This is a genomic window from SAR202 cluster bacterium, assembly GCA_016872355.1.
Lineage (GTDB): Bacteria > Chloroflexota > Dehalococcoidia > Lucifugimonadales > VGZY01 > VGZY01.
In genome coordinates this window covers 13,762-31,970 of sequence record VGZY01000029.1, presented here as the reverse complement: position 1 = coordinate 31,970, position 18,209 = coordinate 13,762, and the positions used below count along the sequence as shown (strand labels likewise).

15 protein-coding genes and 1 tRNA gene are annotated in these 18,209 nt (G+C 62.6%); 7 read left to right on the top strand and 9 right to left on the bottom strand.

The genetic code is table 11. From position 1 onward, the window contains the following. On the bottom strand, positions 1-159 hold a 159-nt coding region (locus FJ319_08005), incomplete at its 3' end, for a helix-turn-helix domain-containing protein (GenBank protein ID MBM3934230.1). Between the two features lie 133 nt (positions 160-292). Between FJ319_08005 and FJ319_08000 the strand changes: the two genes are divergently transcribed. Both FJ319_08000 and FJ319_07995 read left to right on the top strand, forming a co-directional pair. Further along, positions 293-368, top strand: a tRNA-Asp gene (locus FJ319_08000). A gap of 141 nt (positions 369-509) precedes the next feature. Further along, positions 510-1,610, top strand: a complete 1,101-nt coding sequence (locus FJ319_07995; protein MBM3934229.1) for a methyltransferase domain-containing protein — start codon at positions 510-512, stop codon at positions 1,608-1,610. Here the strand turns inward: FJ319_07995 and FJ319_07990 are convergent. Both FJ319_07990 and FJ319_07985 read right to left on the bottom strand, forming a co-directional pair. Beyond that, a complete protein-coding gene (locus FJ319_07990) occupies positions 1,603-1,872 on the bottom strand; it encodes a hypothetical protein (GenBank protein MBM3934228.1) in 270 nt (89 codons plus the stop codon). The genes FJ319_07995 and FJ319_07990 overlap by 8 nt on opposite strands. 27 nt (positions 1,873-1,899) lie before the next feature. Next, the gene (locus FJ319_07985) at positions 1,900-2,307 is read right to left on the bottom strand and encodes a hypothetical protein (GenBank protein ID MBM3934227.1); all 408 of its coding nucleotides are present in this window, start codon (positions 2,305-2,307) and stop codon (positions 1,900-1,902) included. Positions 2,308-2,841: 534 nt separating this feature from the next. Here FJ319_07985 and FJ319_07980 point away from each other — a divergent pair. The 4 genes from FJ319_07980 (at position 2,842) to FJ319_07965 (ending at position 10,185) form a co-directional block, all read left to right on the top strand. Then, the gene (locus tag FJ319_07980; protein MBM3934226.1) at positions 2,842-4,317 is read left to right on the top strand and encodes a hypothetical protein; all 1,476 of its coding nucleotides are present in this window, start codon (positions 2,842-2,844) and stop codon (positions 4,315-4,317) included. 261 nt (positions 4,318-4,578) lie between these two features. Further along, the gene (locus tag FJ319_07975) at positions 4,579-5,055 is read left to right on the top strand and encodes a LamG domain-containing protein (GenBank protein MBM3934225.1); all 477 of its coding nucleotides are present in this window, start codon (positions 4,579-4,581) and stop codon (positions 5,053-5,055) included. A gap of 60 nt (positions 5,056-5,115) precedes the next feature. Next, entirely contained in the window at positions 5,116-5,913 is a 798-nt protein-coding gene (locus FJ319_07970) for a hypothetical protein (GenBank protein ID MBM3934224.1), read from the top strand. Next, a complete protein-coding gene (locus FJ319_07965; protein ID MBM3934223.1) occupies positions 5,914-10,185 on the top strand; it encodes a hypothetical protein in 4,272 nt (1,423 codons plus the stop codon). Positions 10,186-10,297: 112 nt separating this feature from the next. Here FJ319_07965 and FJ319_07960 read toward each other — a convergent pair whose 3' ends face one another. The 3 genes from FJ319_07960 to FJ319_07950 all read right to left on the bottom strand — a co-directional run bounded on the left by FJ319_07960 (position 10,298) and on the right by FJ319_07950 (position 13,951). Next, positions 10,298-13,018: an insulinase family protein gene (locus tag FJ319_07960; GenBank protein MBM3934222.1), complete on the bottom strand. Its 2,721-nt coding sequence runs from the start codon at positions 13,016-13,018 to the stop codon at positions 10,298-10,300. 180 nt (positions 13,019-13,198) lie between these two features. Next, positions 13,199-13,615 (bottom strand): hypothetical protein, encoded by a 417-nt coding sequence (locus FJ319_07955; GenBank protein ID MBM3934221.1) that lies wholly within the window; start codon positions 13,613-13,615, stop codon positions 13,199-13,201. A 45-nt stretch (positions 13,616-13,660) separates the two neighbouring features. After that, complete coding sequence (locus FJ319_07950; GenBank protein ID MBM3934220.1) at positions 13,661-13,951, bottom strand: hypothetical protein; 291 nt, start codon at positions 13,949-13,951, stop codon at positions 13,661-13,663. Positions 13,952-14,588: 637 nt separating this feature from the next. Here FJ319_07950 and FJ319_07945 point away from each other — a divergent pair. Beyond that, complete coding sequence (locus FJ319_07945; protein MBM3934219.1) at positions 14,589-14,783, top strand: hypothetical protein; 195 nt, start codon at positions 14,589-14,591, stop codon at positions 14,781-14,783. A gap of 429 nt (positions 14,784-15,212) precedes the next feature. Here the strand turns inward: FJ319_07945 and FJ319_07940 are convergent, their stop codons facing one another. The 3 genes from FJ319_07940 to FJ319_07930 form a co-directional block, all read right to left on the bottom strand. Then, entirely contained in the window at positions 15,213-16,322 is a 1,110-nt protein-coding gene (locus FJ319_07940) for an alanine--glyoxylate aminotransferase family protein (GenBank protein ID MBM3934218.1), read from the bottom strand. Between the two features lie 122 nt (positions 16,323-16,444). After that, a complete protein-coding gene (locus FJ319_07935) occupies positions 16,445-16,816 on the bottom strand; it encodes a four helix bundle protein (protein MBM3934217.1) in 372 nt (123 codons plus the stop codon). 78 nt (positions 16,817-16,894) lie between these two features. Further along, complete coding sequence (locus tag FJ319_07930; GenBank protein MBM3934216.1) at positions 16,895-18,169, bottom strand: tyrosine--tRNA ligase; 1,275 nt, start codon at positions 18,167-18,169, stop codon at positions 16,895-16,897. Between the last annotated feature and the right edge of the window lie 40 nt (positions 18,170-18,209).

Genomic DNA, 18,209 nt, shown 5'->3' with positions numbered 1-18,209 from the left:
CGCTCCATCCTTCCAGTAGGTCGCCAGAAGCCTCCATACCTGGCGCTCCGATACCCCCAATGCCGTGGCAGCTTGAGCCTTTGTCAATCGCTTCTCAAGGACAGCGTACAACACTACCGTTCGTTTAGCCTCTCTCTCGCTCATTGTCAGTTCTTTCATAGACTGACATTTTCACTGCTCCCTTAACCCCTGACACTATCACTGCACCAATGCAGCACTCCCCGGCGGCTATTGACCTGAACGGCGCTCCACACGTACAATTCTTTAGTACCCTATGCGTTTTCCCCATCGCGGCCCCGTGGTGTAGCGGTTCAACATACTGCCCTGTCACGGCAGAGATCGCCGGTTCGAATCCGGTGGGGTCGCCACAAACAACATGTTCCTATCACAGCCCGGAGAGTCTGTCTCCGGGCTGTCCGTTTTCCCTGCTGCCGGGCCACATAGAAGAGCGATGTCGGCTGGCACCTAGGAATTGGGGGGGGGGTGGAATCCGGTATTCTTCCCTACGTATGTGTGCTGAAGATACGCACAGAATTGGTGTGGCGAGCCGCGGCGTCAGGGGTGACCGGATAGACACCTCAGACCGCGGGGCGCTTATTGAGGCCGCCCGCGGGTTTGCGGCCCATCTACGTAGTCGCAACCAAAATCTACGTATGCTTGCGGTGTCCGGATCCGTAGTAAGGACCGAGCACTCAGGTAGTCACGAGGATATCGACTTCTTTGCCGTCGCAGCGAAGGGCAAGTTATGGCAGGCGTTCGCAGGGTGCCTGCTGCAAGGCTGGCAATACGCAAGGCGCCTTGGCATGCCCCGCACTTTCCTCTGCTTCAACTACCTCGTCGACGAGTCGCACCCCGAAGAGATCGACCTCTCCCACCCCGACTATGCCCGCGAGTTCATGCGCCTTGAGGTGCTGATCGGCGGCGAGGTCTATGCGTCACTGCTGGAGCGGTCCCGGGCAGTGCTAGAGGCCGTCGACCCACTGCTGTTCGCAGAGGCGAAGCGCAGGGCGGAAGAATCGCGCAGCGCGGAGAGTCAACGGACGGTGCAACGCAGCGGAGGCGCGTGGCCCGTCGTGTATTCCGCGCTGAAGCTGGCCCTGTTCCTGGCCACGAAGCACCGCGAGGGCGGCTGGCGAAGGCACTACCCCGGCGGGCGCATATATTCCAATGCCCGCGTCATCCGCAGCCATTTCAGGCGCGCGTGGAACCACGCCATCCCCGCTCAGCACGGCGCCGCGACCGCAGAGGCGTTCACAAACGTCGCCGCAGGCTACCGGGAGGCTGTGGTAGAGAGCCCCGCCAATCGCCACATGCGGCGCGCAGTCCACGACGTGCTTGCAGGGCTTGTATTCGAAGGGACGGAGGTGCTGGACCTTGGTGCGGGCACCGGGGAAGACGCCGTCTGGATGGCGCAACGCGGCGCGAGTGTGCTGGCGGTGGACATTGCGCCCGGCATGGTTGCGGAGGCGCGACGCAGGGTAACGGAGGCTGGCGTAGCGGACAGGGTTGAGGTGAGGCAGCTTGCGATTGAGGAGATGGGGCGGCTGCTCCCCGGATCGGCGCGGCGCTTCGTCGAAATTCTCACGCATCGCCAGTACCCCCTTACCTGAAGACCTGGACCCTGTCGTTAACGCTGTCCGCAACGTATATGGTGCTGTCCGGCGAGACGGCGACGCCGCGGGCGAAGCGGATATCGCCGTCGTCCGGCCCGTAGGTGCCGTAGCTGCGCACGAATGCGCCGTTCGTCGTGAACTTCTGGATCACGAAGTTATGGTTGTCCGCGACGTAGACGTTGCCCGCGGCGTCTGCGGCGATGCCCGTCGGGAAGGTGAACTGCCCCGTCGCCTGGTCGGGCGTGCCCCAATCGCGGATAAAGTACGAAGGCGGGGTCGGGTCCGGCTACGGCGAGGGAGGCGGAGGCGTTGCGGTGGGCACGGGAGTGCCGGGGACCCCGGAAACGAAGCCAAGGTCGTCGATCCAGAAGACCGGTTGGGGCTCCCCAGTGTTGTCCCACATCCGGACGCCGGTGATCGTTCTGATCGCCCCGCCGAGTGCGGAAGGAGGGATTGTGACCTTCGTCCAGCCACCGCCGGCGCTTGCGCCGTAGGGGTGCGGGTTCACGGAAGTGAGCTCGCTGCCTGAGGAGTCATAGAGTGAGACGCTGAATGAAGCGAGCGAGCGGCCGCCTGCGTTGATGTAGAACTGCAGGCTGTTGTAAGGGATGGTACTGAAAGAAGCTGTGGTAAAGCGAAGCCCGGCCCATGCGGCGTTGTACGTAGCGGAGAGCGACCGGGCGCCCGCGAACACGGGGGAGGCGGCCGACGGGTTTACCGACCTTTGCCAGCTCCAGTTGGACCACCGGATGGCGTCGTAGTATACATAGCCCCGGGCGCGGCCGACGCCTACGGGGACGTGGCGAACGCTCCGGCGGCCGCGACAAGGACAAGCAGAAGCGCCAGGGCAAGGCCGGTCACGCGGGACCGGCGCGCCCTGGGATAGAAAGACCTTCCCTTCATAAGTCCCCTCGTTTCCAGGGGGCGCTGGAGAATATGGATGCGATGCTGGTCTCAAATAGCAAAGAGAATCGTCGCCCCCTTTGGCTCTACCGTATTTCAGTAGCCCTTTCGGACATATCTCTCTTCAGACAATGTGGGGCCGAAAGCGCGTCTAGGAACAATGTATGGCGGGTACTGTCCAATAAGCATCGTGAATTCCGAAAAAGGCCCCGGTCTTCAAAAGAGAGCGGGGCCTTGTGCTAGATAGTCCGGACACTTATGATTATCCGCATTAGCCCCGATTTAGAAAAGGGCTAGCTGGCAGTCGTCCAAAAGGAGGCCCGGCATGCAGCGGCGGCACGAAGAGGCTGTAAGGCGGAAGCGACCAGTGGTGTTCAACAACGATGGCGACGATGCCCTCTACTTTCCGGTGGATACGCCGGTCACTCCTGGGAGCTTCCTAAAGGCCAGGTTCGCTCCTCTTCTGGGCACGAACGTGTCGACGGTCTTTTACTGCACTACATTGCCGTTCGGACTGTTCGAGCACCGGACGGAGATCGGCGAGGTCCTAATGCGGCGCGAGCCGTGGAACTCGCCGGGGATACCTTCCGGCACCCGGTCGGCCATAGCGGAGCTGGTCGACCAGAGGACGGACCCACTTGCGCTGGCGGTGGAGTTCTGCCGCGCAAACGGGCTGGAGGTCTTTTCATCGATACGCATGAACGACGTCCACGACGTGAGTTACCCTTTTAAGCCCGCGTACAAGCGGCGCCATCCGGACTTCTTGTTTGGGACAGAGGGCGCGCCGCCGCCGTACGGCTACTGGACCGGGGTGGACTACGGCAGGGCGGAGGTGAGGGAGGCGCAGCTTGCGTTTATCACGGACCTGTGCACCCGTTACGACGTGGACGGCATCGAGCTGGACTTCTGGCGACACCCGCCGCACTTCAGGAGCCAGGCGTGGGGCAAGCCAGTGACTGAAGACGAGACCCGGGCGATGACGGACCTGGTGAGGCGCGTGCGCGAGATGACACGAGCGGTGGAGGAGCGCCGCGGAAGGCCGTTCCTCATCGCAGCGCGCGTCATAGAGTCGGCGGAGATGAGCCGGTGGTGCGGGCTAGACCTGGTGACGTGGCTGGAGCAGGACCTCATAGACATCCTTGTTACGGGAGAATTCGCGCTCGCACCGTGGAAGGAGATGGTAGATCTGGGCCACAGGTACGACACTCCGGTCTACCCCTGCATACGCCGCGCGCCTAGGGAGGACGCGGCCCGGCAGTCGATTGAGAGCTACCGCGCGATGGCGTTGCAGGCGTGGGGGGAGGGGGCGGACGGAATTTACTTCTTCAACCTGTTCCCGGAGGAGCGGATCGACGTGTTCCATGAGCTGGGCAGGCCGGAGCTGCTTGCGCGTGAGGACAGGCTTCACCACGTTTACGGCATGGGCCAAAGCTCGTTCGTCCAGTACATTCCTGAAGTGGCAAGGCTTGCCACGATGCCCACACTTGGCCCCATGGCGCCGAAGGACCTCGCCCCGGGTGTGAGCTACAGATTCCCTCTGTATATTGGAGGACTTCCGCAGATAAGCGGCGCGGGTATTTCAGCCGACTTTTCGCTGCAGATCGATGCTCCGGGACTGCCGGAGGGTGTCGCCGTGACGGTCAATGGTCGACACATAAATCTAGCGAGGGAGTCGCAGGGGCGGCTGACAGGGCCAGTGGAGGCGGCGTCATTGCGTCACGGGCACAACCAGATCAGCGTGCGGTCGGGCATAAGTTCGCGACTGATGGATGTGTCCATAAGTGTGTCGAACGAGACGTGAGATTGAACAAATAGGTGAAACTACTTACGTGTCCAGCGTAATTACACGTGAGCATGCGAGAGCCATTGCTGTGCACGATGCCGGTGCGTTTGCCAAATTAAAGGCCGGCAAAAAGCGAATAATGCCTCCGTTGAAAACATAATTTGGCCTTATTGATTTGCATTTTGAAGCCGTGCACACTTTGGCGGCCACGATGTCAACTGGACTAGCACCTCTATGTTAGTCCACTTTGTATGAAGGTGGCCTTCAAGGAGCCCGGGGATGCTACGGACCAAGACTCACTGGCGTTTGATGTTGCCCGCCATACTGGTGGGCCTTTTTGTTTTTGTGGCGCTGGCGTCCCGGGAAGCCGCGGCGTCGCCGAGCACAGGCCTGCTCGCCTACTGGGAAGCCAATGGGCTGATGACCGATTCCATCGGCGGCAACCACGGCGCGCCGGTCAACGGGGCCGGCTTCGGAGCTGGCAAGTACGGCTCCGGCTTCGCCCTGAACGGGGCGAACCAGGCCGTCAACGTCGGTTCGGCCATCAACATCGCCAACTCCTCGTTTACCGTCGCCGCTTGGGCGAAGCGGACCAGCCCGGGCACGTACGACCTGATCCTTTCGCAGGGGAGTGTTCCCAATACAAATACGGGCCTGCACTTCGGATTCAGGGATTCGGTATCCAACAAACAGTTCACCTGCGCATTCTATAACAATGATCTCGAATCTCCCGGCGGCCAGACGGACTCCGACTGAAACCAGTGGACCTGCACCTACGATGCGGTCTCCGGCGTCCGCATCCTGTACAAAGACGGCGTGGCGGTATCATCCGACAATGCCAAGACAGGCCACAGCATATTCAGCGGCAACTACGTCGGGACCCGACTCATGTACATTGGCGCATCCCCGCACAGTCCAACCCAGGATGCGATGAACGGCTTCATCGATGACGTGCGCATCTACAACCGCGTCCTCTCTGCCACGGAAGTCGCGCAGCTCGCAGGCATCAACGCCGCACCGGTCGCGGGCAACGATTCCCCTACGACGCCATACAACACCCAGGTAACCATCAACGTCCGCGCCAATGACACCGACGCGAACGGCGACAGCATTGCGATCAACAGCTTCACCAACGGCGCAAACGGCACCGTAACCCAGACCGCGGGCGGAACGCTCAGGTATACACCGAACTCCGGCTTCAGCGGGACCGACACATTTACTTACACGGTCCGCGAGCCGATAAGCTGCTCCGAAATCAGGCAAATGTACCCGTCCGCCGGCGACGGGGTGTACACCATCTTCCCCTCCGGCCAGGGCTTCGAAGTCTACTGCTACGGCATGTCCGGCAACCCGACCGAGTACATCACTCTCAACAAGACCGGCGGCCCGGCGGTTACCTGGGGCATCAACCAGGACAACACTGTCTCATACAACTTCTCGACCCTGGAGGCGAACGGCCCGAACTTCCACCAGGTCAGCCGCTTCACGAAGGTCAGGATCAACCCCAGCACGCTGAAGGTAATTTCCGACGACGCGACCTTTGCGACCGTAACGCGGGAGGCTGGCACCAACACGCCGCCGTTCGCGAATATCATTGCCTGCGATAACAACTAGGTGACAAGCTACGCCAACGTCAACCTGCAGGGCACTCCCTTCGGCGTGACCCAGACTTTCACCGTGATCGGCACCGAAGCCCGTATCGGCCGCATCAACGGCGTGACCAACCAGAACTCCATTACCGTTACGAATGAGCAGGTCCTGCAGATGGGCGCGGGCGGCACCTGCGGCCACATGGATCCCGATCCGTTCGGGTCCAACAGGCTCCAGCTATCCATCATCGGCCCCACGCTCGGCAGCGCAGGGTCCTCCACCGCAACGGTAACCGTGACGGTCGAGGCCCCTCCGACCACCACGGTCAACACCACCGCCGATGAGTTCGGCGGCGCGAGCTGCTCGCTCCGCAACGCCATCCAGGCGATGAACACCGGCGCGAGCTTCGGCGGGTGTTCTTTTAACGTGAACCGGGAGATCATTCTGCCCGCGGGCACATACACACTTACCCGCGGCGGCGCGAACGAAGACGGCAACAGCACCGGCGATCTGGATATCAACTCCAATATCACAATCACCGGCGCCGGGGCCGGGACGTCGGTCATCGATGCCAACTTCATAGACCGCGTCATCCTGATTTCGTCCGGCAGGACCGTTTCCATCAGCGGCGTAACTATCCGGAACGGCCAGGCGCCGCACGGCGCTAACGCAGCGTTCGCGAACTGCAGCGCCAACGGCGGCGGCGCGGGGGCCAGCGGCGGCGGCATCTACAGCGAAGGCGCGCTGACAATCAGCTTCAGCAGCTTCACCGGCAACAGGGCGGGCAACGGCGGCACGGGCACATCCAATAACTGCACGGGCGGCAACAGCGGCCCCGGCGGCAGCGGCGGCGGCATCTACACGACCGGCGCTCTCACGCTCACGAACGCGAGCTTAAGCGGTAATAGCGGCGGCAACGCAGGCACCGCCGGAAGTGTTCTGTTCTACGGCGGCCACTCCTCGGGCGGCGGCCACGGCGGCGGCGTCTTTTCCACAGTCAACGTGACGATCAACACCGCGTCTTTCACGAATAACACCGGCGGCAACGGCGGAAACGGCGGGTCAGGCAACGACCGCGGCGGCAACGGCGGTCCCGGCGGCGATGGCGGCGCGGTCTACGCTGGAGGCACAGCCACTGCCTCAACATTTACTTTCACGGATAATGCGGGCGGCAACGGCGGCAACGGCGGCAACGGCGGCTGGTCGGGCTCATTCTCCGGCAGCGGCCATAGCGGCGGTCGCGGCGGCGCAATCTTTGCGGTGGGCGGCTTCACCCTTAATGGCGGCTCCATGTCGGGGAACCACGGCGGGAACGGCGGCGTAGGCAGCTACGGCAATACGCACGGCGGGTCCGGCGGCCATGGCGGCAGCGGCGGCGCGGCATACACTGAAGCTGCGGCAAAAGTAACCACCGTTTCCTTTACCGGCAACTACACCGGCAACGGCGGCAACGGCGGCTACGGCATACACACGCACGGCACTCCGGGCTCCGGCGGCTCCGGCGGCCACGGCGGCGCTCTCTATGTGAGCGGCGGCCTCACCCTGAGCGGGGGCTCCATCTCAGGGAGCTCCACCGGCACACGCGGCCACGGCGGTTACCAGGGCCAGGCTGGCTACCAGGGCTCCGGCGGCGGCGGCGGCCTGGGCGGCGCGCTGTTCGTCGGCGGCACGTCCTCCATATCGTCCACGAGCATAACCAGCGGCACGACAGGCCGCGGCGGCGATGCCCCGGACACCTACCTGGGCAGGAGCTTCGCGGGCGCGGGCGGCCACGGCGGCGGCATCTTCGCCAACGGCCCGACCACCATTGCCGGCGTGACCATCAGCGGCAACGTCACCGGCAACGGCGGCGAGGGCAGCACGATGAGCGCCGATAACGGCTGGGCCGGCGACGGCGCGCCGGGCGGCTACGGCGCGGGCATATTCAGCAGCTTCCCGCTCACGATCACGAACACGACGATCAGCAACAACACCACCGGCAACGGCGGCGCGGGCGGCGGCACCCACTGGTCCCGCGGCGGCAACGGCGGGTCCGGCGGCCACGGCGCGGGCATATACCAGGACAACGGCGCAGTCAGCACGCTCTCCCACGTCACGATGTCCGGCAACCTGACAGGCAACGGCGCTCCGGGTGGCTACGGCTGGTGCGCCCCCTGCGGATACCCGGACGGCTCTCCGGGCGGCCGCGGCGCGGGTTCCAGCATCTGGAACGGCAACGGTTCGCTCACGGTCGCAAAGAGCGTCATCAGCAGCGACACCTCCGTCTCCCAGTGCGGCGGCGTGGGCTCCGGCGGGTACAACGTCATCCGCGACGCCTCATGCGGAAATACGACAGGCGACGTGGTAGGGGTAGACCCGCTGATCGGCGCGCTGGCTAACAACGGCGGATCCAGTCAGACACACCTTCTGTTGATGGGCAGCCAGGCAGTCAACAGGGTGCCGGCCAATCTCTGCACGCTAACTACGGACCAGCGGGGCAACGCCCGCCCGCAGGGCGCGGCGTGCGATAGCGGATCGGTGGAGCTTACCCTCCCGCAGGCCCCGATCGTATCGGTCTCGGCCCCGGCCTCAGCGAACGAAGGGTCGCCATTCACGGTCACGATTAACGGCACCAGCTTCGCAGGGACGCTGACCTATTCCTTCGACTGCGATAACGACGGCACGTTCGAGGTCGGCCCGCAAGCCGGCAACACCGCCACCTGCCGCGCTCTGGACAACGGGGTGCGCACCGTCGCGGGCAAGGCGCTGGACGGTTACTTCAACTTCACCACCGGCACCGCCAATGTCACGGTGAACAACGTTGCTCCCTCGATCAACCTCGGCGCCGCCGTCAACGGCTTTGAGCCGTACACATTGAACGTCGGCCTCACCGGCGCAGGCCCCACGAACTACTGGGGCGGCGAGGGCAACACCAACGACGGCGTCGGCTCAATGCACGGCACGAATCAGAATGTGACCTTCGGCCCGGGCAAGTCCGGCCAGGGCTTTGTGTTCAACGGGAACAACTCGATAGTCAAACTGGCGGACAACTCGTTCCCGTTCCCGACCTCCGGGACCAGCAACACGCCGATGTCCTTCTCCGCCTGGTTCAAGACCACGTCGCCCGGCGGCATCTTCGGCCAGCAGAACGTCGATCCGTTCGGCGGCCCGGGCGGATACGTGCCCGGCGTATACGTGGGCACGGACGGCAGGCTGTACGGCCAGGTCTTCTGGAAAAACGCGGCAGACCCCATAGTTACCTCTGTCACAGTCACTGACGGCGTATTCCACCACGTCGCCGTCACGTATGACGGCGTGACCCAGCGCATGTACCTTGACGGCGCGCTGGTGGGCAGCAAGGCCCACACGCAGGGTGCCTGGACGTCCGTCTACAAGTACAAGTTCGGCGCAAGCTTCAGCACCAGCTGGCCCGGCGGCAACGGGTGGCTGCGGTTTAACGGCGTGATCGACGAGATCGGCCTATACAACCGCATGCTCTCCGCGGGCGAAGTCGCGGCGCTGGCAGGCACGGGCGCAGGCTCATTCAGCGACCCGGGCACGGACTCATTCACCGCCACGGTCGATTACGATGACGGCAACGGCCCGCAGCCGCTCGCGCTGAACGGCAATGCCTTCGGGCTTTCGCATGTTTACCCGCAGTCCTCCGGCACGCTGGCCTCGCCGGACTCCTACTTCGTAACAGTCACGGTCACCGACGATGACGGCGGCGCGCCACAGCGGTGGCTGAGGAATACCACCGCCCGAGAGGCTGCGTTCCCGGGCGAGAGCGGCCGGACCTACGCGTTCTTCACAATCGCCTCAGACAACGCCGGCAACAGTGAGGGCACTACCGGCGAGCCGGAGGCTTCGGTGGACGTTGGGGCCGGCACCGGCGTCATCACCGGCCACGTCTTCGAGGACGCCGTGATGGACGGCGTCTGGGACGTGGATGAGGTCCCGCTGGCCAACATAATCGTATTCCTGGACCTGAATTTCGACGGCGGTCTCGACACCGGGGAGCCGGTCGATTCGACCGATGCCGCCAGCATGTACGAATTCACCGGCCTCTCGGACGGCGCCTATTCCGTGAGGGTTGTGGCGCCGTTCGGGATGACGCAGACCATCCCAATACCGCCGGGCGACCACATCGTAGAGCTCTCCGCAGGCAGCTGCGGCTGTTCCGATCTTGTCTTCGGCCTTGCGCCGGGCGCGTTGCCGAACGTGCCCTCCGCGACCGCCATCGGCTTGCTGGCCCTCGCGGGCGCAATGGGGCTGCTGTACGTGCGGCGCAGGAGGGCAATGGCCGGCGCTGAGTAGCGGAGTCCCGGATAAACGGAGAATAGACAGGCCGCTCCCCTGGACCCAGGGGAGCGGCCTGTGTTTATTGAGACACGCGCTCAGAAGGGGCGGTTACGTGCCTGCCGCCGAGTTAGCTAATCTCATTCCCCTCAGCATCCACCTTCACGATCGGCAGTCCAAGCTCCCGCAGCCGCGGCTCCACTACCTTTGCGTCTCCCACCACCAGTATGGCCAGGTGCTCCGGGTCTATGCGCTTGCCGGCCACGCGGTGCATGTCCTCCAGCTTGATGGCCTCCAGTTTCGGAATCAGCGTTGCGTAGTAGTCGTCGGGCAGGCCGAACTGGGCGATGCGGCTGAGCTGGGCCACCATCTGGCCGAGCGTCTCGAACTGAGAGGGGAAGGCACGGAACATGCCGTCGCGCGTGGCGTTGAACTCCTCGTGGCTCACGGGGCGATTCTCACGCAGGTCGAGGAACTCTTTGATGGTCTCCACCACGGACTCCTTCGTGACCGCGGTCTGCACCGAGCCGCCGGCGAACAGGACCGACGGGCCGGTCACCCATTCCACCTGGGAGTAGTAGCCGTAGCTGTACCCCTTGTCCTGTCGCAGGTTCATGAACAGGCGCGCCGTCGGGTGGCCGCCGAAGACGTAGTTCAGGAAAGTCATGGTGAAGTAGTCCGGGTCGTGTCGCGGGATGGTCAGGTGCCCGGAGCGGATGATCGACTGCGCGGCGCCCGGCTTGTCCGCCAGGTAGATGGTCGTGCCCCGCGTGGGCGGCTTAGCGGCAGAGGCCGCCTCTTTAGTCGTCTTCGTCGACTGACGCTTCCAGCCGCCGAACAGCTTCTCCGCGGCCTTCATAATCTGGTCCCTGGTCGCATCGCCCACAACGATGAGCGTCGAGTCCTCAGGCCCGTAGTGGGCCTTGAAGTGGCTCACGAGCTCGGTCTTCGTCATCACCGATACGGAATCGATCGTGCCGGTCAGCGGGTGGCCGTAGAGGCTCCTGGGGCCGTAGATGATCGCCCGCGAAGCCCGCTGAGATATCGCGTTGGGGTCGTCCATGATCCTGCGAAGGTCCGTCAGGCGCTCCTTGCGGATCCTCTCGATTTCGTTGTCCGGGAAGGTGGGGTTCTGCGTTACGTCCGCCACGATCTCCAGCGCCCGCTCCCACTGCTCCGTCAGCGTCTCCGCCGTGATGCTGGCGTACTCGCGGCCGGAGGCCGTCTCCAGGTGGGAGCCCAGGAACTCCATCTCGTCGGCTATCTCCTGGCTCGTGCGGCTCTTTGTGCCTTCAGGCAGGATCGCGGCGACCATGTGGGCCAGTCCGGGCCGGTCCTCCGGGTCGGTGATCGATCCGGCCCTCAAGATGAGCTCCATGGCCACTACAGGCAGCTCGTGCCTTTCAACGAACAGCACGTTGAGGCCGTTCGCCAGCTTCTCGCGCCTGGGCATGGGCGGGACGAACGCCCTTGGCTGAGCGCCCGCGGGCATCTGCGACCGGTCGAGCGCGCTCTCCAGCGCCTTGCCCGGTTTCTCCGGGAGCACCGCCAGCCGCACCCTGTCCCGGCCCAGGTACTTTGCTGCGGCGCGGGAGATCTCCTCCGTCGTAACGGCTTTGTAGCGCTCCAGGTCCGTGTTCAGCTTGTTAGGGTCGCCCGAGAAGATGTTGTAGTGGTTAAGCTGGTCCGCGCGGCTGCCGAAGTGCTCCAGCGCTCGGACGTGGTTGCTGAGGATCCGGTTCCGGGACCGCTGTACCTCGCGCTCAGTCGGCGGCTCGCGCTTGATCTTCTCAATCTCGTCCTCAATTACCGCCTGCACCTCTTCGAGCGTTTTGCCGGGCGCGGCCGTGGCCTGGATGTGGAACTCGCCGGTGATCTCGTGCTGCCAGTTCATCACGCGCACGTCGCGGGCGATCTGCTTCTCGTAGACGAGCGTCCGGTACATCCGGGAGCTCTTGCCGTCGCCCATCACCGCCGCAAGCACCTCCATCGCCGCCTCGTCGGTCTCGAACATCGGCAGGCTGGGGTAGGTGAGGTACAGGCGGGGGAGCTGCACCTTATCGGACGTTTCAATACGCACCTCGCCCCTGCGCGGCGCGTCCATGCGGCCCACGCGGGTGATCGCCTTCCCGGGCGGCAGGTCGCCGAAGTGCTTCTCGACCAGCTTCTTGACGGCTTCGCGGTCGATATCGCCAGCAATCGCCAGGCTGGCGTTGGAGGGCGCGTAGTAGGTCTTGAAGAACTCCTTCACGTCGTCCAGTGAGGCGGCGGAGAGGTCCTCCATGGAGCCGATCACCGGCCAGTTGTACGGGTGCGGCTCCGGGTACAGCGCCGGGCGGAGGAGCAGGTACGCCATGCCGTAGGGCGTGTTCTCGTACCGCTGGCGCCGCTCGTTCTTGACGATATCGCGCTGGGTGTCGAAGCGCTTCTGGTCCAGCGCGTCCAGCAGGAAGCCCATCCTGTCCGCCTCCAGCCACAGGGCCAGCTCCAGGTAGCTGGAGGGGAGGTTCTCGTAGTAGTTGGTGCGGTCTTCCGTGGTGGAGCCGTTGATGATCGCGCCCACCTTCTGGAGAGGCTCAAAGAAGTTCTTGTTATGGTTCTTTGAGCCTTCGAACATCACGTGCTCGAAGAGGTGGGCGAAGCCGGTGCGGCCGGGCTCCTCGTTCTTTGAGCCCACGTGGTACCAGACGTTCACGCCCACCATCGGCAGCGAGTGGTCTTCGTGCAGAATGACCTGCAGGCCATTCGGGAGGAGGTACTTTTCAAAGGCGATAGAGACCATTTGCCGCTCCGTGGTGAGTAGGGTATGGGGTATAGGGTACAGGGTACGGAAAGCAGGGTAAAGTGACATGGGCCGTCAAATTGCTCGCCATTGGATAAGGAGGAGGACGGAAGAGACGAATTGCGCGATTGCTTAAGAATGGAATCGGCAAACACATTTGGCGAGTTGGTGCTCAGAATGCCAACCGGCGGTAGGCTGCATTAAGCCAGCGCTGATGTCCAAAATGAGACTTGAGAGGCTTCCAAGATGTTAGGGGATGAAGATAGTGTTCCGATGGAATTCCAGTGACTCGCGTGCAGGCAAGAAGCGGCTCGGCATTGTTAGCTTGAGGCCTTGGTAAGGAGCGAACAGGGATTTCCAACTGCTGCCGGCCGTCGGCTGTAGTTGGTCGGAGTAAATCAGGCAATAGTCTTCATCGAAAGTCATAAGACCACTGTCGAAGGCTTTGTCATGCAAGGCGTTCAAGCATATGCCGTTGCTTGGATTCAGGCGTACAGTCTCACTTTGTGACCAAGGGATGATGTGACTCGCAACTAGTAGAGCGGCGTTGCGAAGGCCGGTGATCGCACAGGTGGTGTCATAAGACGCGAGCACGACTTCACGGAAATAGTCTTGGTTCCGCCGGGCCTTACTGATCGTTAGGACGTCAAATCCTACGCGGTCCACTAATTCACTATGGGCTGGATCGCCACCTACGGTTTTCTCCGCCTGCTAGACGGCTGCGATTAGCGAATCCCAATGAAGGAAGAATTCTTCCCAAATCTCGCGGTCCATCTTGCTGGCGTTCGACATACCTTTCTGATGCAGCGTCGGGTCGAGGCTGGCGAAATTGGTCATCTTCAACGCTACTGCACTGGGCGACCTTGCGATTGCTCCGGCCAAGGCTATAACCCTCGGATTACGTCGGTGAATTTTCCCAAAGGGCGTTTTGCAGTACAGGTCGAATGTGAGGATGAGTTCGTGTCTCGACCAACTCTTTGCCTCTCTCACGGACGCCATCATGCGGAATGTCGTCTTTTGAAAGAGTTCAATAGGGCCGCGGCGCTGGGGCCATTAGGAGTTTCGAATGTCGGACTCAACTCTGAAATCTCATGCCAATCATGGTCGTCCTCGGTCTACGGCACTGGAACAAGGGATCTCAACCCGACCTTGGTTGGAGGGAAGTGCTCCCTCTCCCATAGAGACGGCGCTAATTCTTCTAGAGTTAGGCGCCCTCGGATGATTACGACCCCTCGGAACTTGTAGTTTGAAGCGTCTCGATACAGATATCGAAGCTCAGTATTTGCCATTTCACGCCACCGATAGATTCAGAGTTGGTCAGTGCGCTCGGATTTCTCGGCCTTAATATCATTCTTTGACGATGCATTGTCAATAAGCTTGATTGAAGGTAGTCATTTCAGTATCTTGTGGAGTGTACGCGACTTTTCTAATGCCATGGAAGTCACACTTGAATCAGCACGGAGTTGCCGTCCGCAGCATCCTCTCCCACTTCCCCGCAGCCCAGGCGATTTACCTGCTTGGGCTGTACGAGGCGGCTGAGGGGTGGGAGGACGCGGAGATGGACTTCGGCATTCTGCTGCCGGAGGGCGTAGCGATTGGCGGGCTGGCGGAGGCAGCGGAGGCGTGCCGGCGGGAGCTGGTGGCCGCGCTGGGGCAGCCGGTTGACCTGGTGAACTGCCGCGCGGTGCCGCTTGCGATCCAGCGGGAAATCGTGGCAAACGGCACTCTGCTGTTCACCGGGGACGCCGACGCGGTGGCGGAGTTCCAGCGGAAGGCGACGAGCGTGCTTGAGTGGACGGGTGAGGGCGGCTCCCTCTTCCTTTCTCCCCCTTGACGAGGGAGATGTCCCGATTCCATCGGGACAGAGAGGGTGTCGGGGTGGTGTGCTGTGGGGCTCCGAGCGTAGGGGCAGGTCCCCGTGCCTGCCCCGGTGGGGACCGGCCCAAGAGCGAAGACTCTCGATCCAACAGCCGAGCCCCGATGGAGTCGTGGCCCGGGGTGGGGTACGGCCCTGATGGCGAGATCTTTCGAGCCAAAAGCCGGGCAGGCACGGGGACCTGCCCCTACGTTCGGAAGGGACACGGGGCAGAACAGCCTTTAGCCCTCACCCTACGGACAAGGCCCTGTAGGCCTCTCCCTCCGGGAGAGGAGGGAGACTCTTCCGTACCCCGCACCCCGTACCCCGTCCCTTGCTCTGAACCCGGATGTCGCAAATCCCGTATGACCCCTGGGAATCGGGAAGTCTTCGAATCCGGGCCGCACCCTACCGCTTCGCCGGCGTGGCGGGCGTGAAGCCCACCTTCGGCAGCGAGAGGCGGATGGCCTTGAGCATGTCCTCGATCTCGCCCGGAGTTACGTACCCCAGGTGGCCGATGCGGAACATCTTGCCGGTCAGCTCGCCGTAGGCCCCCGCCAGCACCACTTTGTGGTCGTCCAGCACGAACTTGCGGAGCTTGTCGGCGTCAATGCCGTCCGGCATCAGGACCGCCGTGACGGTGTTGGACGCGATCTTGTCGTCCGGGAACACCTTGAGGCCAAGGTCGCGGATGCCGTTGCGGGTGATCTGCGCGATCTTCGCATGGCGCTTGTAGATGTTCTCCACGCCTTCATCCATCAGCTTCTTGACGGCGTAGTCCAGCGCAAAGATGAGCGAAAGGCCGGGAGTGTAGGGCGGCTGGCCCAGGTCGTAGTACTTCTTGTATTCGGTCATGTCGAAGTAGAAGCGCGGCATCGTGGACTTCTTGTGGGCCTCCCACGCGCGCTTGCTCATGGACATGAAGGCAAGGCCCGGCGGGAGCATCCAGCCCTTCTGGGAGGCTGTGGCCACCACGTCCAGGTCCCAGGCGTCGGTGTGTATGGGGATGGAGCAGACGGAGCTGATGCCGTCCACGAGCAGGAGCTTGTTGAACTCGCCCTTCACCACCTTCGCCACGGCCTCAAGGTCGTTGGTTACCCCGGTGTTCGTCTCGTTGTGCGTAACAAGGACGGTCGTGATGCCCGGGTCCTTCTTGAGCGCCTCTCGGAGCTTCGCCGTATCGATGGCGGTGCCCTGCGGGAACTTGAGCATGGTGACGTTCGCGCCGAAGCGGCGGGCAATCTCCCCGAAGCGGTCGCCGAACGAGCCGATGGAGGCGCACAGCACCTTCTCTCCGGGCGAGAGGGTGTTTACGATGGCAGCCTCCATTGCGCCGGTGCCGGAAGACGTGATGATGAAGACGTCGTTCTTTGTGTCGAAGACCTGCCGCAGCCCGTCCGTGACGCGGAAGAGCATCTCCTTGAACTTGGGCCCGCGATGGTTGATCATCGGGGTTGCCATCACCTGGAGAATGTCGTCTGGAACGGGGATCGGACCGGGGATTCGCAGGTTAACCACGTGAGTTCCTCCTAACGGACGCTTTGCCGGGAAAAAATTGTAGCACAGGGGAGGGTTCTGGGTTCTGGGTGCTAGGTGCTGGGCAACAGCCAAGATGGTGGGAGATAAACCATGGGCAGCGGTCACTCGGATGTTCTTTTCGCTAAGGTTGATCTTAACGCGCGAATCTGTCTACCTAATGAGTCTGCTGTTTGGCGAGCCATAGCCGATTGTTCTTCTGTCAGATACTTTAGGCGAATGGCGATCAATAATTGAGTCTCAAGCTCCGCCAGCGAGGCCTGAGCCATTGAAAGGTGATGAAGATACTCCTTGATGTGGTGTCTCTCGTGCCCTTCGGCGATGTTAGACGGGATGGAGACCGCTGCCCTTTGTATCTGCTGTGCAAGGCCATAACGTTCATGAGGAGGAAATGTAAGAGAGACTTTGTAAGTCTCCTCAACAAGCTCCATTCCCATTTGCCAGACTCTGAGATCCTGATAGCTGTTGACGGCCATTCTGCCATACTCCTATCGTCATTCCCAGCACCCAGCACCCAGCACCCAGCACCCAGCACCCAGCACCCAGCACCCTCTTCACGCCCCGTGGGAGGCCAGTCTGATCATCCTCTGGCGGCCCACGCGAAGGATGCTTCCGGGCTTCAGGAACTCGGCGGTCACGTCCGAGTCCACGCGCTCGCCGTCCACCTGTACAGCCCCTTGCGATATCAGGCGGCGGCCTTCTGCGGCGCTGGGAACGAGGCCCGTCTCGGCGAGGAACCGGCTCAGGCGCTTCGTCATGAGGTCCGCGCGCGCCGGCAGGGGATAGGTCTCGATGTCCTTCGGCACTTCGCGGCGCTGGACGGTCTGCTCGAAATGGCGCTCGGCGGCCAGCGCGTCCTCGGGGGAATGGAAGAAGCCCACAATCTCGCGGCCCAGCCTCTTCTTGAGCTCCATCGGATTGACCGCGCTAGCTTCAAGCGCGGCCTTCATCTCCGCAATCTCCTCGTCCGGGATGTCCGTCAGGTACTCCATGTACATGAGGATCAACGACTGCGAGCCGTTGACCTTTGTGCGGTCGGTCGCGCCGCTGTCCGGAAGCTCGTCGCTGGCAAGGTCCGGCAGGCGCATGATCTTGCCGAACATATCGTTCGGCGGCTCGGTGAGGCCGACGTAGTTGCCCAGGCTCTTGCTCATCTTCTTCATCCCGTCGGTGCCCGGCAGAATGGGCACAATCAGGCACTGCTGGGGCCGCTGCCCGGACATTACCTGCAGCTCTCGCCCTACCAGCAGGTTGAACTTCTGGTCTGTGCCGCCGAACTCGATGTCCGAGTTAATGACGACGGAGTCGTACGCCTGCATGAGAGGGTAGAGGATCTCTGTAATGGCGATCGGCTGGTTGGACTTGAAGCGCTTTGCGAAGTCTTCGCGGGCGAGAAACTGGGCTACCGTGAACTTGCTGGTCAGTCGGATGACATCGGCAAGCGTGAACGGGCCGAACCAGTCGCTCTGCAACCGCGTCTCCGTCTTGCTGCGGTCGACGATCTTGAAGAACTGGTTGAGGTACGTCTCGGCGTTGGCGAGCACCTGCTGCTCGGTGAGCATGGGCCGGGTGGCGGAGCGCCCACTGGGGTCGCCTATCCGGGCAGTCCAGTCGCCCACGATCACCACCACCTTGTGGCCCAGGTCCTGGAGCTGGCGGAGCTTGCGCAGCCCCACGGCGTGCCCCAGGTGAAGGTCCGGGGCAGTTGGGTCGAAGCCCATCTTGAGCCTCAGCGGCTGGCCCGATTCCAGCAGCTTGCGGAGCTCCGCCTCGACGATCACCTCGGCAACGCCGCGCCGGAGGACGCGGTCGATCTGTTTCTGGTCCATGATGAGCCTGCCTGATTTTGAAATTGCACGCGGACTATTC

What these genes read in the sequence shown, in the direction of transcription:
- FJ319_07995 (MBM3934229.1), top strand. Translation starts at nt 510, where the DNA reads ATGTGTGCTGAAGATACGCACAGAATTGGTGTGGCGAGCCGCGGCGTC.
- FJ319_07980 (MBM3934226.1), top strand. Translation starts at nt 2,842, where the DNA reads ATGCAGCGGCGGCACGAAGAGGCTGTAAGGCGGAAGCGACCAGTGGTG.
- FJ319_07975 (MBM3934225.1), top strand. Translation starts at nt 4,579, where the DNA reads ATGCTACGGACCAAGACTCACTGGCGTTTGATGTTGCCCGCCATACTG.
- FJ319_07960 (MBM3934222.1), bottom strand. Translation starts at nt 13,018, where the DNA reads ATGTCACTTTACCCTGCTTTCCGTACCCTGTACCCTATACCCCATACC.
- FJ319_07950 (MBM3934220.1), bottom strand. Translation starts at nt 13,951, where the DNA reads ATGATGGCGTCCGTGAGAGAGGCAAAGAGTTGGTCGAGACACGAACTC.
- FJ319_07935 (MBM3934217.1), bottom strand. Translation starts at nt 16,816, where the DNA reads ATGGCCGTCAACAGCTATCAGGATCTCAGAGTCTGGCAAATGGGAATG.
- FJ319_07930 (MBM3934216.1), bottom strand. Translation starts at nt 18,169, where the DNA reads ATGGACCAGAAACAGATCGACCGCGTCCTCCGGCGCGGCGTTGCCGAG.